The 14,538-nt window shown below is 39.2% G+C and carries 8 protein-coding genes, 1 tRNA gene and 1 pseudogene; 5 read left to right on the forward strand and 5 right to left on the reverse strand.

What is annotated here, in order from left to right:
- Window positions 1-97: 97 nt before the first annotated feature.
- Together ACMX3D_RS29235 and ACMX3D_RS29240 are read right to left on the reverse strand one after the other, a co-directional pair.
- A complete protein-coding gene (locus ACMX3D_RS29235) occupies window positions 98-1,216 on the reverse strand; it encodes an ABC transporter permease (RefSeq protein ID WP_482749259.1) in 1,119 nt (372 codons plus the stop codon).
- Window positions 1,217-1,362: 146 nt separating this feature from the next.
- The gene (locus tag ACMX3D_RS29240; protein ID WP_482749260.1) at window positions 1,363-2,238 is read right to left on the reverse strand and encodes an Npun_R2479 family HD domain-containing metalloprotein; all 876 of its coding nucleotides are present in this window, start codon (window positions 2,236-2,238) and stop codon (window positions 1,363-1,365) included.
- A 519-nt stretch (window positions 2,239-2,757) separates the two neighbouring features.
- On the opposite strand from ACMX3D_RS29240, the gene ACMX3D_RS29245 reads away from it, so the two are divergent.
- The 5 genes from ACMX3D_RS29245 to ACMX3D_RS29265 all read left to right on the forward strand — a co-directional run bounded on the left by ACMX3D_RS29245 (window position 2,758) and on the right by ACMX3D_RS29265 (window position 12,631).
- Window positions 2,758-4,212 carry an efflux RND transporter periplasmic adaptor subunit gene (locus ACMX3D_RS29245; protein WP_482752454.1) on the forward strand — a complete coding sequence of 485 codons (1,455 nt, stop codon included), beginning with the start codon at window positions 2,758-2,760 and terminating at the stop codon, window positions 4,210-4,212.
- 71 nt (window positions 4,213-4,283) lie between these two features.
- Window positions 4,284-7,460, forward strand: a complete 3,177-nt coding sequence (locus tag ACMX3D_RS29250) for an efflux RND transporter permease subunit (protein WP_482749261.1) — start codon at window positions 4,284-4,286, stop codon at window positions 7,458-7,460.
- 51 nt (window positions 7,461-7,511) lie between these two features.
- Window positions 7,512-7,583: transfer RNA gene (locus ACMX3D_RS29255), tRNA-Gly, on the forward strand.
- A gap of 378 nt (window positions 7,584-7,961) precedes the next feature.
- Window positions 7,962-8,888, forward strand: coding sequence for a DUF4007 family protein (locus ACMX3D_RS29260; protein WP_482749262.1), 927 nt, complete (start codon window positions 7,962-7,964; stop codon window positions 8,886-8,888).
- A gap of 239 nt (window positions 8,889-9,127) precedes the next feature.
- Entirely contained in the window at window positions 9,128-12,631 is a 3,504-nt protein-coding gene (locus ACMX3D_RS29265) for a hypothetical protein (protein ID WP_482749263.1), read from the forward strand.
- A gap of 97 nt (window positions 12,632-12,728) precedes the next feature.
- Here the strand turns inward: ACMX3D_RS29265 and ACMX3D_RS29270 are convergent.
- The 3 genes and pseudogenes from ACMX3D_RS29270 to ACMX3D_RS29280 all read right to left on the reverse strand — a co-directional run bounded on the left by ACMX3D_RS29270 (window position 12,729) and on the right by ACMX3D_RS29280 (window position 14,349).
- A pseudogene (locus tag ACMX3D_RS29270) lies at window positions 12,729-13,589 on the reverse strand (DUF4351 domain-containing protein).
- A 20-nt stretch (window positions 13,590-13,609) separates the two neighbouring features.
- Window positions 13,610-13,945: an element excision factor XisI family protein gene (locus tag ACMX3D_RS29275; protein WP_482749264.1), complete on the reverse strand. Its 336-nt coding sequence runs from the start codon at window positions 13,943-13,945 to the stop codon at window positions 13,610-13,612.
- On the reverse strand, window positions 13,933-14,349 hold the full coding sequence (locus ACMX3D_RS29280) for a XisH family protein (protein ID WP_482749265.1): 417 nt from the start codon (window positions 14,347-14,349) through the stop codon (window positions 13,933-13,935). Before ACMX3D_RS29280 ends, ACMX3D_RS29275 begins: the two co-directional genes overlap by 13 nt.
- Window positions 14,350-14,538: the final 189 nt, after the last annotated feature.

A 14,538-nucleotide genomic window follows, 5' to 3' on the forward strand; every position in this document is an offset into this window, starting at 1 on the left:
CAATAGTCAATGGTCAATAGTCAATGGTCAATGGTCAATGATTAAAAGGCAGAAGGACAAAATCTTATACTTCATACTTCATACTTCACACTTCCCCTTATCTTTGCAAACTGCGGGGGTCGAGAGCATCTCTTAAGCCATCACCAAGTAAGTTAAATGCAAGTACTGTCAAAATAATTAGCACTGCTGGCGGCCAAATTAACCAAGGTTGTAGTACCAAAATTGAAGCATTGCTGGCTAGAGAAAGCATATTACCCCAAGAAGGATCTGGCTGTTGAATGCCTAAACCAATCAGACTTAATACAGCTTCCGCACCAATAAAACTAGGAACTGCTAAGGTCGCAGAGATAATTACATAAGTAGCAGTTTGAGGCAAAACATGGCGGATGATGATGTAAAGTGGATTTCCGCCCATTGCGCGTGCAGCTTGGACAAATTCGCGTTCTTTAATAGAAAGTACCTGTCCTCGAATTACCCTAGCTAAACCCGCCCAACTAATTACAGAAGTAATCACTACAATTAATGAAAAGCGCTGGGTACTACTTAAACCAGGTGGTAAAACTGCTCCTAATGTCACCAACAGATAAATACTGGGGAAAGTCATCAGTACTTCTGCCAAGCGCATGATGACACTATCTAACCAACCACCAAAATAGCCAGAAATTCCGCCCAACAATAGACCAAGCGGAAAAGTAAATATTACGCCGATAATGCCGATAAACAAACTAATGCGACCACCATGCAACAGCCGACTAAATTGGTCGCGCCCTTGATCGTCAGTACCAAAAATGTTGAATTTTGCATTATTATCTGCGCCAAATAAATGCCAATTTAAAGGAATTCCCGGAAAAATGGTGACTTCATCCCATTTGGGTGGTAGTGGCAAACTTAACTGCAACAGACGGTATTCTGGGCCAGCAACAAACAAACGTAGAGGAGATGGCTTTGTAAAGTCTACAATTAACTGGCGATCGCCTGTTTTGATATCAGTTTGACCTTGAGTTGTTGGATAAATATGGGGGCCAATAAATTTCCCCGAAGTTTTTGAAACCCAATAAATTTGAGTTGGTGGTAGCAGTGAACCATTTGGTTGCGAAGCATAGGGGTCATAAGGAGCAACAAAATCAGCTGCAATCACCGCTACATAGAAAATTAACAGCAAAATTGCCCCAAACCGCGCCAAAGGATTTTTCTTGAGTCTTTGCCACCAATTCATAGTTTTTAGTCAATAGTCATTGGTCAATAGTCAATAGTCGATGGTCAATGGTTAATAGTCAATAGCTAAACGTGAAAGTTTATCTCTTTTGACTTTCGACTATGTTTATTTATTTTGACTCTTGACTTTGGACTCTTGACTGTTGACTAAGCATGTAATTGCTCAACTATATATAGATGTTCCTCTTGGTTTTTTTCATGTTCAACGACAAACACATTCGAGTAGAGGTTTGCCACAATTTGTTTGCCTTGTTGTGTCAGCGATAAGTAGCGCAGACCATCTTTAATATAAGGATGAACACCATTCCAGTAAAACTTGGCGTAATTTTTACGTAAATCGGCTGGTGTTTCATAGCCTAAAACTTTAGTCATCCCGGTTTCTTCAAATTCATAGAACAACGAGGTAATTTTTTTCAGGTAACGGGGGTCACTCAATTGTCCAATTAAATCAGCAGCACGTACTAAACCAGCAAAGTTAACGGTATCTTGATGATCCTCCGCTGTGGGGACGGGAAAGCGAGTCCATTCAATATTACTTTTAATGACTTCAGCATCGATTAACTTATGACCACCAAAGCGCTCATCAATAAACAGCTTGGCTCTATCGACATGATAAGGTGTAAGACTGGCATCAGAAGCGCCAGGATGCAGCGAAATCATTCTGCCGTTTTTACCTGTAGCGTATAAGCCTGCTGCTTCTTGGTCTTGGCGACAAACTCCTTTGACATAACCGATATCGTGACAGACCAAGGAGATGATAAAGTGCAACCAATCTTCACTAGAAACACCACCTTCGCGAATGTGTTTGCCACGTAAAATTTCTTGCCCTACTAAGGTCACTAAAATAGAGTGTTCGACATTGTGATATAGGGCATCGCTATTGGCAATATTTTCCAACGCCATGCTCCCAGCCCAGGCAATGATATCTTGATAATCATTTTTGAGGCAGCCGTATGTGCGACTGTAGCCTTCTCGAATTTGTTTGACAAAAGCATCAATTAAAATTTCAGTGGCGTTGAACATATTTGGTTGCTCAGTTCAGATCAAAATATCTCTGGTTTGTTCTCAAGAGTTGTGAAATCAAGGCTTTGGTTGGCATTTGAATGCAGATTTCTCCTTTTTAGCTCAGATAAAGGTGTGAGTGCTAGTTGCCTTGAAATCTTGCTCACATCATAGGCTATGCTTTCTTATTTAGCTGTCAATATATGCAATTGGCGTATCCTATGCTCATTAGTGTTCCACATTTATGTATGTAATGGCGGTGATCTGCATACAAAGGATATGTGACCCTAATAAGGCCTATAGGGTGATAAGCATACAGAGTCATCTCGACTAAAAAGTTCCGTATAATTACCGTTTTTTATTTTTATTAATCATAAAAAACATGACTTATGTCATGGTTATCATATTGGGGATTATTACAGTCAAAATTTGAGATGGAAGTCAGATTTAATATATGGTAATTAGTCTCAAACTTTCTTAAAAAGAACCAACAGTTGTGTGTGTTTCCGCAGTGGAGGTGCGTCTGTGAGTGACGAAATTATGCCAAAAGGAAAGCTAGAGGAAATTGTTACCGATGAAGAGAAAGTTTCATCGCACGAATTAGCCTGGCAGAAAACCCAACCTTGGCTAAAGCCTTTGTTTGTTGGTACTGGCTTGGGAATAGCGATCGCTTTAGGTGGTATGGGTGTGTTAAGCCAACTGCCAGCACGTCAACAAAAAGCTGTAGCGAATAAAGTCCAGGCTAAAACTAACCCAGTCATGACAGTTACCGTCGCGACAGTAGAAGCTACCCGTGTTTCCCGCACCTTCAATACTACAGGCACGATCACCGCCCGTGATTTAATTCCGGTGTTGCCGCAAGCCAATGGTTTGCAAATCAAAATGATTCCCGAAGATATCAAGGAAGGTACTTATGTTAGAAAAGGCCAAGTTCTTGCCATCTTAGATGATTCTATGTTGCAAGCCCAAATGAGTGGAGCCAGAGCCGAGGTAGAATCCAAACAAGCTGATGTGGGTTCGAGACAAGCAAGTATGGTCTCACAGCAAGCGACTGTGGCATCTTATCAGGCAATAGTGCGGCAAAAAAAAGCTGATTTAGCACAGGCCAAGGCTAAGTTAGAAGAAGCCCAAAAGAATTTTCTGCGTTATCGGCAATTGGCGGTTGCTGGTGCAATTAGTCTCCAAGAACTTGATACTCGTGCCTATACAGTCAAAACTGCTACAGAAGCTGTACGGCTTGCCGAAGAAAATATTCGTAGCGCCCAAGCCAATGTTGTCAGCGCCCAAGCTAACACTGGCAGTGCTGAAGCTAATATTTACAAAGCCAAAGCAGATGTACGTACCAGCGTTGCCAAGACTATCCAACTACAAACACAGTTAAGGCAAACAGTAGTCCGCGCCCCGATTTCGGGAATTGTTGCCGAGAAACTAGCCAGAGTTGGCGATGTCACAGGTATACCACCGCAAACCCAAGTTGGCACTGTGATTGGAGGAACGCAAAAATTGTTTTCAATTATTCGTGATGGCAGATTAGAACTTCAAGCACAGGTTCCAGAAATCGAATTACCAAAAGTAGAAATTGGCGCTGCTGTGGAAATTTCTTCAGATATCGATAGCCGCGTGCAGTTGCAAGGAAGAGTCAGAGAAATCCAGCCTTTAATTAACGATAAACGTCGGGAAGCAACTGTCAAAATTGATTTACCGTTCACCAACTTACTCAGACCAGGGATGTTTGCCCGCGCTGCCATTACTACTAATACAGCGATCGCAATGGTAGTACCACAAAAAGCAGTGCAACCCCAAGCAGATGGCAGTGTAATTTTATTCACTCTATCCCCAGATGATATAGTCCATAGTCAGAAAGTTGAGGTTGGAGAATTGATTAACAATGAACTAGTAGAAATTAACAATAACTTGCAATTAGGCGATCGCGTCATCGTTGATGGTGCAGGCTATCTCAAAGATGGCGATCGGGTCAGAGTCAAGAGTCAATAGTCAATGGTCAATAGTCATTTGTCATTGGTCAAAAAAATTTTAGACTTTACACTTCATACTTCACACTTCAAATGTCTTTTAATATCTCGGCTTGGTCAATAAAAAAACCTGTTCCCACAATCGTTTTATTTTTAATTTTGACAATTGTTGGTTGGTTTTCGTTCATTTCCCTAGGAATTGACACCAACCCCAATATTGATGTGCCGGCAGTTTCTATTACTGTCACTCAACCGGGTGCAGGGCCAGCAGAACTGGAATCTCAGGTGACAAAAAAAATCGAAGATGCTGTCGCTGGCTTGGGCAATATCGATAATATGATTTCCACCGTTAGTGATGGCAAATCTACTACCACGATTAACTTTGTTTTAGGGACAAATAGCGATCGCGCTACTAATGATGTGCGAAATGCGATCGCGCAAATTCGCCAAAGTCTGCCCCAAGATATCAATGACCCGGTGGTGCAACGTTTAGAATTTGCCGGTGGCCCAATCATCTTTTATGCAGTCAAATCAGATCAACGTTCTGTAGAAGAATTAAGCAACCTTGTAGACCAAACCATTAGCCGTGCTTTGTTAGCAGTCAAAGGTGTGGCACAAGTAAAACGCATCGGTGGCGTTGACCGCGAAATCCGCATTAACCTCGACCCTGACCGCTTACAATCTTTAGGCATCACCGCCACCCAAGTGAACGACCAAATTCGCGCTTTCAACATCAATTTACCTGGTGGACGTGCCGAAGTTGGTGGTAGCGAACAAACGATTCGTACCCTTGGTAGTGCAGCCAGCGTGAATGTGCTGCAAACTTATGAAATTCTGCTGCCTAGTGGTGGTTCTGTACCTTTATCCAGTTTGGGTACTGTGGAAGATAAATATGCTGATGTGCGTCAAACTGCCCGCTTGGATAATCAACCTGTGGTAGCGTTTCAGGTATTGCGTAGTACTGGTAGTGTGGTTGTCAGCGTGGAAGAAGGAGTAAAAGCAGCTGTAGCCGAACTGCAAAAAACTTTGCCCCCAGATGTCAAGGTAGAGTTAATTTTTACCAGAGCCGATATTATCCGCCAATCTTATCAAAGCACCATTGATGAGTTGATTCAAGCTTCGGTACTGGCAGTCATCGTAATTTTACTGTTTTTAAGAAACTGGCGAGCGACTTTAATTACTGCTGTTGCCTTACCTTTATCCATGATTCCTACCTTTGCGGTGCAGCAAGCTTTGGGATATACCCTCAACAACATGACTTTGTTGGCATTAGCTTTGGCGGTAGGCAACTTAGTAGATGATGCTGTGGTCGAAATTGAAAATATGGAACGACACATGGCAATGGGGAAAACATCTTGGCAAGCAGCTTTTGACTCTTCCGACGAAGTGGGATTAGCTGTGATGGCAAGTTCGGCAACGATTATTGCTGTATTTCTCCCTGTGGCGTTTATGGGGGGTGTTCCGGGGCAGTTTTTCCAACCCTTTGGTGTGACCGTTGCCGTTTCTACAATTTTTTCCACGATGGTAGCGCGGATGATTACGCCAATGATGGGGGCGTATCTGCTGAAGGAGAAAATTCCTACCCAACCTAGTGCTACCCATGCCAAGAAAAGATTAAGTCGCCTTTTCTATCGCCAATCTCAAAATCAGCAATCAAAACGCCACTTTCAACCTTATAAATCTTTATTACAAGCAGCATTACGCCATAGATTGACTACAATTGCGATCGCAATTGCTTTTTTTATGGCCAGTTTGATGCTGGTTCCTTTAATTCCCAAAGGTTTTGTGGATGATGGTGACTTTGGTATCTCCAACGTTTCCATTGAAGTCCCGCCTGGTTCGACTTTGGCAGATGTCAACAAAGTAGTTACCCAAGCAACTGACATCATTCGGCAAAACCCAGTTGTAGAAAAGGTGTTAGCCACAGAAGAAATCAATTCAGCTACCTTATCAATTCAGCTAAAGCCCAAGGAAGAACGCAATATTTCTCAAAAACAATTTGAAGAACAAATCCGCCCATTGTTTCAAGAAATCCCAGGGGCGAGAATTAGCTTTCAAAGCCAAGGGCCAGGAGATAGCCGTAAAGGATTGTCTATTGTGTTGCGGAGTGAAAATCCCGAAGCTTTAACCCAAGCTGCTACTGATTTAGAACAACAAATGCGTAACTTGCCTGGATTAGTAGAAGTTTCTTCTACTGCTAGTTTAGTCAAACCAGAGATTTTGGTATTTCCAAATCCGCAACGCGCCGCAGATTTGGGTGTAACTGTGCAAGCGATCGCTCGTACAGCATCCTTAGCTACGATTGGTGATAATGATGCCAACTTGGCTAAGTTTAACTTAAGCGATCGGCAAATTCCGATTCGCGTGCAAATTGACCCCACAGCCCGTGCAGACATCAACAATATCAAAAATCTGCAAGTTCCCAGCCAAAACGGTAGTTTAATTCCACTTGTGGCTGTGGCAGATATCCGTTTTGGCAGTGGCCCCGCCACCATTAACCGCTACGACCGCGCCCGTCAAGTTGCAGTAGAAGCCAATTTGCAAGGAATATCCTTAGGAGAAGCAGTCAAAGCAGTCAATCAACTACCAGCAATGCAAAACCTACCACCAGGAGTTGCCCAGCAACCTTCCGGTAGTGCCAAAATTATGCAAGAAATTTTTGGGCGTTTCGGTGGTGCGTTAGCCCTCGCCGTTATGTGCATCTATGCAATTCTAGTGTTGCTATATAACAACTTTTTCCAACCTTTGTCGATTATGGCAGCCTTGCCTTTTTGTTTAGGCGGTGCATTAGTAGCATTAATGGTTGCCCAAAAACCCTTGGGAATTTACGCCTTGATTGGCATCGTCTTGCTATTGGGAATTGTCACCAAAAATTCGATTCTCTTGGTGGACTACACAATCATTAATATGCAGGAAGGTAAAAATCAACGCCAAGCATTAATAGAAGCTGGTGTGTCGCGCTTGCGTCCAATTATGATGACTTCCTTAGCGACAATTGCTGGTACTCTTCCCCTTGCATTGGGTATTGGCGCAGGTTCTGAAGTTCGCCAACCAATGGGCATTGCGATTATGGGAGGCTTTACAACTTCTACATTGCTGACTTTGGTAGTAGTCCCAGTCATATTTAGCTACATTGACAACTTCCAGAACTGGATTTTGAACACACTGCGTTACGGTTTTGGGAAAAAACCACAGCCGTCTGCTGATGATAGAGAAGTTAGGGGTGTGCGATCGCAAAACGGCACATCTGTGTCTGAAATCCAAAACTAATCTATGTGGTATAATATTTGTTAGCTTTAAATTAGCTAACAGTAACTATTTGCGGGTGTAATTCAGTGGTAGAATGTCACCTTCCCAAGGTGAACGTCGTGGGTTCGAGTCCCATCGCCCGCTTCTATTGTTGTATATTACCCAATAGTTTGTCTGTGTTGACAAATTGGATGTTCTTGTCAATAACTCATCTCGCTTTCTTATATTGCACAGTAGGCTGACTATTAAGTGAGTATGTATGATTTTATAACGGATAATCACCTTTTTATGCAATTCTTATTCAATCTGTACGTTTATATTAATGAAATGCTATTAATGTACTAATAACATAAGTTTTAAAGCCTAAAAAATATTATAATTATCTTTCCTTTCTTGTATTTACTTGCAATAAATATATTTTTATATATAGAAAAAATTTTATTAATATTAAATTAATACTTTTGATTGCATTAATATAATTAATATACTTTAAGTTATACTCAACAAAATAAATATTATATTATGATACAAACTAATCTAAACTTAAAATTTATAGAAACTCCTGTAAATCCAATATTTGCTAACCACGAAACTTTTCATCCTCGTTTTGGCTGGTTGAAAAAAGGGTTTGATGCAGCTAAGAAAAATCCAGGTGTTTTCTTACAGGATGATGCACCTGTACGCTTGGGTGTTGGTAAAAATATGGTACGTGCTATTCGTTATTGGTGTACTGCTTTCAAACTTATTGATAAAAATAGTTCACCTACAATATTTGGAGAAAAACTTTTAAGCGAGAATGGATGGGACTCTTATTTAGAAGATCCTGCATCGTTATGGTTATTACATTGGAATTTGTTAAAACCTACGTGTGAAGCGGCTGCTTGGTATTATATCTTTAATGTTTTTCGAGAGTTAGATTTTACCAAAGAAGATGTTTTAGCAGGGTTACAGGGTTATATAATAAGTTTTGATAAAAAAATTGCTGAATCTTCTTTTCTTAAAGATGTAAATTGTATTTTAAGAATGTATGCAGTACAGGACTTTATCAGAGATAATGCGCCAATTGAAGATTCTATTGATTGTCCTTTCACTGAACTTGGTTTAATCCGGCATTTTGGTAAAAATTATCAGTTTAAAATTGGTACAAAAGCGAATTTACCTGCATCAGTTATAGTTGCGACTTGTTTAGAATATGCTAGTTGGGCAAACACAGATAGCAATACAATTACTATTCGTCGGTTACTTTATGATGAAGGTAGTCCAGGGACGGTATTTAAACTGACAGAGAATATTTTATGTGCGGCTATTGAGACGGTTGCTAAAGAATTTGATACGATAGTTCTTTCTGACACTGCCGGATTAATTCAGTTATCTTTGCCTGAGAATCCAGAAATATTAGCTGAAGAAATTTTAAATAAATATTATATAGGACTCATATTTGATTATTGAAAAAAATTCAGTACACATCTAGCTTCCCTCTTATCCGTTCCCTGTTCCCCGTTTCCTATTCCTTCCCTATACAAGGATTTTCAGTAATCAAATCGGATTCCTATAGTAGGGAACAGGGAACAGGGAATAGGGAACAGTATTAATATTAAAAGCAATTTTTATCTATGGATTTATGATTACTCTATCTCCTGATATAGCTGATAACTACTATTTAATTATTATTAAAGATGAGTGAGATTATGACTAACAAGAAGCTATCACATTATTTCAGTCTTCAGCGTCGCTATTCTCGTTCTATTAACTTAGAAAGAGAGTTGGATAGTGTGGAAGCTTTAGAGGGTTATGTTCTGACGAAAAGAGCAATTGATTCTTTAAAACGCATTCTTAATAATTTTAATTCTGATGAAGGAGAAAGAGCTTGGACATTAACTAGTGTTTATGGTACTGGGAAATCGGCTTTTGCTCATTACTTAATTTCTTTATGTGCTAATTCTCAAAATAAAATGCACATGAAGGCTTTATCAATAGCTGAAGAAAAATTAGGTAGAGATAGTGATATATATCAATTAATTCAAGACAAAATTAACCAGAAAGGGTTAATTAGGGCTGTGGCTACAGGACAAAGAGAGGCAATTAGCCATACTATTATTAGGGGCTTGTTAACAGGCGTTGAGAATTTTTGGACTGCAAGCCAAAGGAACAAAATTAATGTTGTGCGTCAGTTAGTAGATTTAGATGCAGAAATTAATGATGGGGGAAAAGTTGATAGTACAGAAATTCCTAATTTAGTATTGGAATTAGCCAAGGAATCTCAAACGGGAATTTTCCTTGTGATTGATGAACTAGGAAAAAATTTAGAGTATGCTAGTCATGCTCAAGGAAATGAAGATTTATATCTCTTACAACAATTAGCTGAATTACCCAAAGATAGTAAACATCCTATTTATATTTTAGGGATTTTACATCAAGCTTTTGCAGAATATAGTCAACGATTAGCCACAGTTCAACGCAACGAATGGGCGAAGATTCAAGGGCGATTTGAAGATATTGCTTTTACTGAGTCGGCTGGACAAATGATGAGTTTGATTGGTGAAGCAATTGACTCATCAGCAGCAGATAATATCAAGAGTGCTACTAATGTTTACTCTGAGGAGTGGAGTAAGTATTTAGCTCCTATAATTGTAGATGAAGAAGTCACTCAGGAAGTTATCACAAAAGTTTATCCGCTACATCCTTTATCGGCTTTGGTATTACCCAACCTCTGCCAAAAATATGCTCAAAATGACCGTTCTTTATTTACATTTTTAACCAGTAATGAACCTTTATCATTTCGTAATTTTTTAGAAGAGGCAACGGTTAAAAACCATAAATTACCTTGTCTGAAACTATACCAAGTTTACGACTATTTTATTGAATCTGCGGGGATGGGTTATGCTTCGCGTCCTAATTTGCAAAGATGGGTGGAAGTTCAAGATTTAATTAATGATGCGAAACGATTAGAAGAAGATAGCCTCAGAGTACTCAAAACTATCGGAATTTTGAACTTGATTACGGTAACAAGTTCGATGCGGGCGACTAGAATTTTAGTATCTTTGGCAATGTGCGATCGCCCGTCACCTGAAGAAATTAATTATTGGCAAGAAATTATTGATAAACTGTTAAAACAAAACCTGATTACTCATCGTCGTCAACTAGATGAATTGCGGATTTGGCAAGGTTCTGATTTTAATGTTGACAGTGAGTTAAGTCTATATATAGAACAAGAGCGATCGCCTTTAGTTAAACTATTATCTATACATTGTCCTCTCAAGCCTTTAGTCGCTCAACGTCACAGTTATAAAACGGGGACTTTGCGTTATTTTGAACGCCATTATTTAGATAATTCACAAGATTTGAGTCAATTACGTTGCAGTAGTGTCGATGCAGATGGTTTTGTTGGGTATTGGGTAGATGATGAAGTTCCGAGTGCTATTCCTGAAACAACTAGCGATGGAAAACCATTAGTTATTTTGAGTGCAGCTAATTTGGATATACTACGAATTCGGACTCTGGAGTTTGTAGCGTTAAGTAATATCAAAAAAACCGCCAAAGAGTTGCAAACTGATGGGGTAGCAAGAAAAGAAGTAAATTATCGCTTACAAGAAGCTGAAGAATTTTTAAACGAAACCCTTAATCAATCCTTTAGTATTGGGGTAGCGCGGCAATGTTGGATTCAGGGACAAGTCGAAACACTCAATAACATTACTGACTTTAATAGTAAGCTGTCTGAGATTTGCGATCGCGTTTATCATCGCACTCCAATTTTGTGGAATGAATTAATTAACCGTCGAGATTTAACCTCTCAAGGTGCAAAAGCTAGACGCGAATTGATTCAGGCAATGTTAGAACATCAATATGAAGAGAGATTAGGCTTAGAAGGTTATGGACCTGAAGTTAGTATGTATTATTCTCTGTTAGAAGAAACAGGGATTCATCGTCAGGAAGAAGGCGTTTGGGATTTTTATTCACCATCTGAAAATTCGGGTTTAAATTCTCTGTGGGAAGCGGTTGAAAATTTTTGTTTAGCAGCCACAGAAAAAAGCCAAACTTTTGATTTACTCTATCAAAATTTAGCCCTACCGCCATTCGGTATAAAACAGGGTGCAATTCCCGTCATTTTAGCGGCGGTACTGTTATATCATGCTGATGATTTGGGACTATATCAAGATGGGACATTTATTCCTGTATTGGGAACAGAACATTTTGAATTATTAGTAAAATATCCTGAACGGTTTGCAGTTAAATATTTTGCAGTAGTCGGATTAAGGGCAGAAGTATTTAAAGAATTAGAAGCTATTTTACGCAATCCGCAGTTAAAAAAATTGAGTAAAGTGCGTAACGCCACTTTATTAACGGTGGTTACTCCGCTTTATCAATTTGTTAAGAAACTCCCTAAATATACTCAACAAACCAAACAGCTTGCAGAAGAACCGAGAGCGATTTTAAAAGCATTACAAACTACTGTTGAACCCGATGAATTGTTATTCAAGGCTTTACCAGCAGCTTGTAATTTACCCCCAATTGGGGCTGAAAGCGGAGATGATGGTGTCACGGCGAAAACTTTACGGACTAAGTTAGTTCATGCCCTCAGAGAAATTCATACAGCGTATGATCATTTATTAAGTGATTGTCAAAAACTGATATATGAAGCCTTTGGTGTGAGAAGTCAGGAAACAAAACTTAGAGAAGATTTGCGGGTACGGGCGAATTATTTAGCGGGAAAATGTATTGAACCTTTACTAAAACGCTTTATTCGTGCAGCATCAGATGAAACTAAAACTGATTCTCAGTGGTTGGAAGCTTTGGTAATGATTGTGGCGGATAAACCTGCGGAATCCTGGACTGATGATGATGCGATCGCCTTTGAAATGAAGTTAGCAGATTTAGTGCGACGGTTTATAAATCTGGAAATTTTGCAAAAAGAAGTAGCTGTCAAAGGGGAAGGTTTTGAAGCCAGACGGATTACTATAACTCGTCCCGATGGTGAAGAATTCAATCGAGTGGTATGGGTAGATCATGGTAGAGAATCGCAGGTTGAAAAGTTTGTTGACAAAATTCTGGCTGAATTACCCGATGATCCGCAGTTAAGACAAGCAATTTTGACAAAGTTGAGTGAACGGATTTTAAATTCTGATTTGCCAGAGACAGTTACTAAGATTGGCGACAAGGGAAATGATGAAATAGCAGGGAAAAATGCTGGTTGAAAAAAGCATTTTGATGGGTAAAAATAACCAAACAAGATCCCTGGCTTCTTTAAGAAGTCGGGGATATGAGTCTTTCAAGTCTACTAATGATTTATTTTTATTGTTGATTTAACCAAGTTTCTAAATCAGAAATATTAGAAAAATCTAGCAACGCTTCTCCTAGATTTTCTAATTGTACAATTGATAATCCTTTAATTCGCTCGATTAATGATTCATTAATTACACCAATACGGCGATTGAGTTGACGCAGTATTACGTCTTGTCTTCCCTCTTGCTTGGCTTGTTCTCTATCTCGCTGATAAAGTGGTTCTAAACGCATAATTAACTCCCGATCATCTGTTTCTAATTCTTGATTGACTCTTAAGTTTTCGCGTAAGTTGTAAACTAATTCGAGGGTTGCTTGTTGGTATGGATGATTTAATGGTAACGCTTGCAACTGCACATTTCCTCTACCCAAAAGCCTCAACCATAAAGTTTCCGGTATCTGTGGTAGTTGGTGTATCGCTACAATTGCTGTTCGCAAAGCATCTGGAAGAAAATGTACTCCTGATAACCAATTTTCTTTTTGTACAGTTCCAAAGCTAGATAATCTAGTTTCAGATACCGTTGGAGTCAGAATCCACAATTTGGGAATTTCTGAGTCTTGCAGTTTCGTTTTATTGGCTTTGGCTTCGCGTCGCTGTGACGCTTTTACTTCTAATAACTTTAGAATACAATCGCAGATTTAATCGGTAGAAGCTGGATTGCGAAATGGTTCTATGATTGCAGGGTGTTCAGCAAATCTTCCTAGTAAACCCAGTATTTGTAAGTTAGAGTTTTGCTGTTTAAAAGGCGTGAATAAAACATCTATTTCTTTAATCTCTCCTGAGACTTTTTCTGATGCTTTAACTTCTCCGTAATTTTTTAATAACTCTTCGAGATAGTCTTTGGCGAATTTGTCATGTATAAAGCGCGTCATTTAATTATTCCAAGTTTTTGTTAAGCTACTCCATAGCCTGTATACGGACGTTTATATGGTGGTTGTAAACCGAACACAATATCTTCTTTTGGTACTCCCATCTCCAAAAGTTCTTGTGCTAAATCTACATCTGTCATATTCTGCTGAATCCAGATTTTGCCATTTTTAATATCAAAATGAATGACACTGTGATACACACGACTTAAACCCTTCCAACCTATACGCATCAACTGATAATGATGGTTTACTGTATCAAAGATTAATTGATTTTCGATTTCTTCATGGTTAGGTTTATACTTGCTATTTTTAATTAGAATATTTTGGATGTATTGACGATACTGCTCTAGTTTGTCCATTCCAAAATTACCTCCATTATTGGCTCGTATATTATTAATTTTAATTGATGTCTTTTTACTGCAATTTGAGCAAGTTTTGTTTGGAAAAATGTTGCATAAGCATCAACTGGAATTGCTAAATATAACCTACGTTCTGGCTCATTTTCTTCGAGTGCAATTTGATAGTTCAGGAATTGCCCTAAAGCTGTATGAAAGTCACTAACCGCAGAGTTACTGGCAAAACTTTTGATTTCTACGGCTATTTTTTCTCCTTCTCTTTCTGCTGCTATTAGCCTTTCTGCACCTAAATCTATTTTAAGCGTTACTTCTTCAAATTCTATTTCTAATGGATCATCGGTCACTATCCAATTTTCTTTTTGAAGTGCTTTTTTGACCGCTTCATGAAATAAATCTCTTGCTGACATCAGCGCATAATTTTGTTGCTATGAAGACTCGTATATTCTATCAAATGCAGTCTTGAATATTTTTAAGTGTAAGAGTTGGTGCGTTAGCGTTCACGCAGCGTGTCGATTTGCGACTCAGCTTAACGAAGTTATCGCCTAACCGCCCAGCATAGCTGATCGCCTCAACTCTCTATAGCTTCTAGTTCCTAG

This window comes from Anabaena sp. TISTR 8404, from assembly GCF_056847745.1.

Bases quoted from the DNA above. Each gene is read 5' to 3' on its own strand.
- ACMX3D_RS29250 (WP_482749261.1), top strand. From the start codon at position 4,284: ATGTCTTTTAATATCTCGGCTTGGTCAATAAAAAAACCTGTTCCCACA.
- ACMX3D_RS29235 (WP_482749259.1), bottom strand. From the start codon at position 1,216: ATGAATTGGTGGCAAAGACTCAAGAAAAATCCTTTGGCGCGGTTTGGG.
- ACMX3D_RS29245 (WP_482752454.1), top strand. From the start codon at position 2,758: ATGCCAAAAGGAAAGCTAGAGGAAATTGTTACCGATGAAGAGAAAGTT.
- ACMX3D_RS29280 (WP_482749265.1), bottom strand. From the start codon at position 14,349: ATGTCAGCAAGAGATTTATTTCATGAAGCGGTCAAAAAAGCACTTCAA.
- ACMX3D_RS29260 (WP_482749262.1), top strand. From the start codon at position 7,962: ATGATACAAACTAATCTAAACTTAAAATTTATAGAAACTCCTGTAAAT.
- ACMX3D_RS29240 (WP_482749260.1), bottom strand. From the start codon at position 2,238: ATGTTCAACGCCACTGAAATTTTAATTGATGCTTTTGTCAAACAAATT.
- ACMX3D_RS29265 (WP_482749263.1), top strand. From the start codon at position 9,128: ATGACTAACAAGAAGCTATCACATTATTTCAGTCTTCAGCGTCGCTAT.
- ACMX3D_RS29275 (WP_482749264.1), bottom strand. From the start codon at position 13,945: ATGGACAAACTAGAGCAGTATCGTCAATACATCCAAAATATTCTAATT.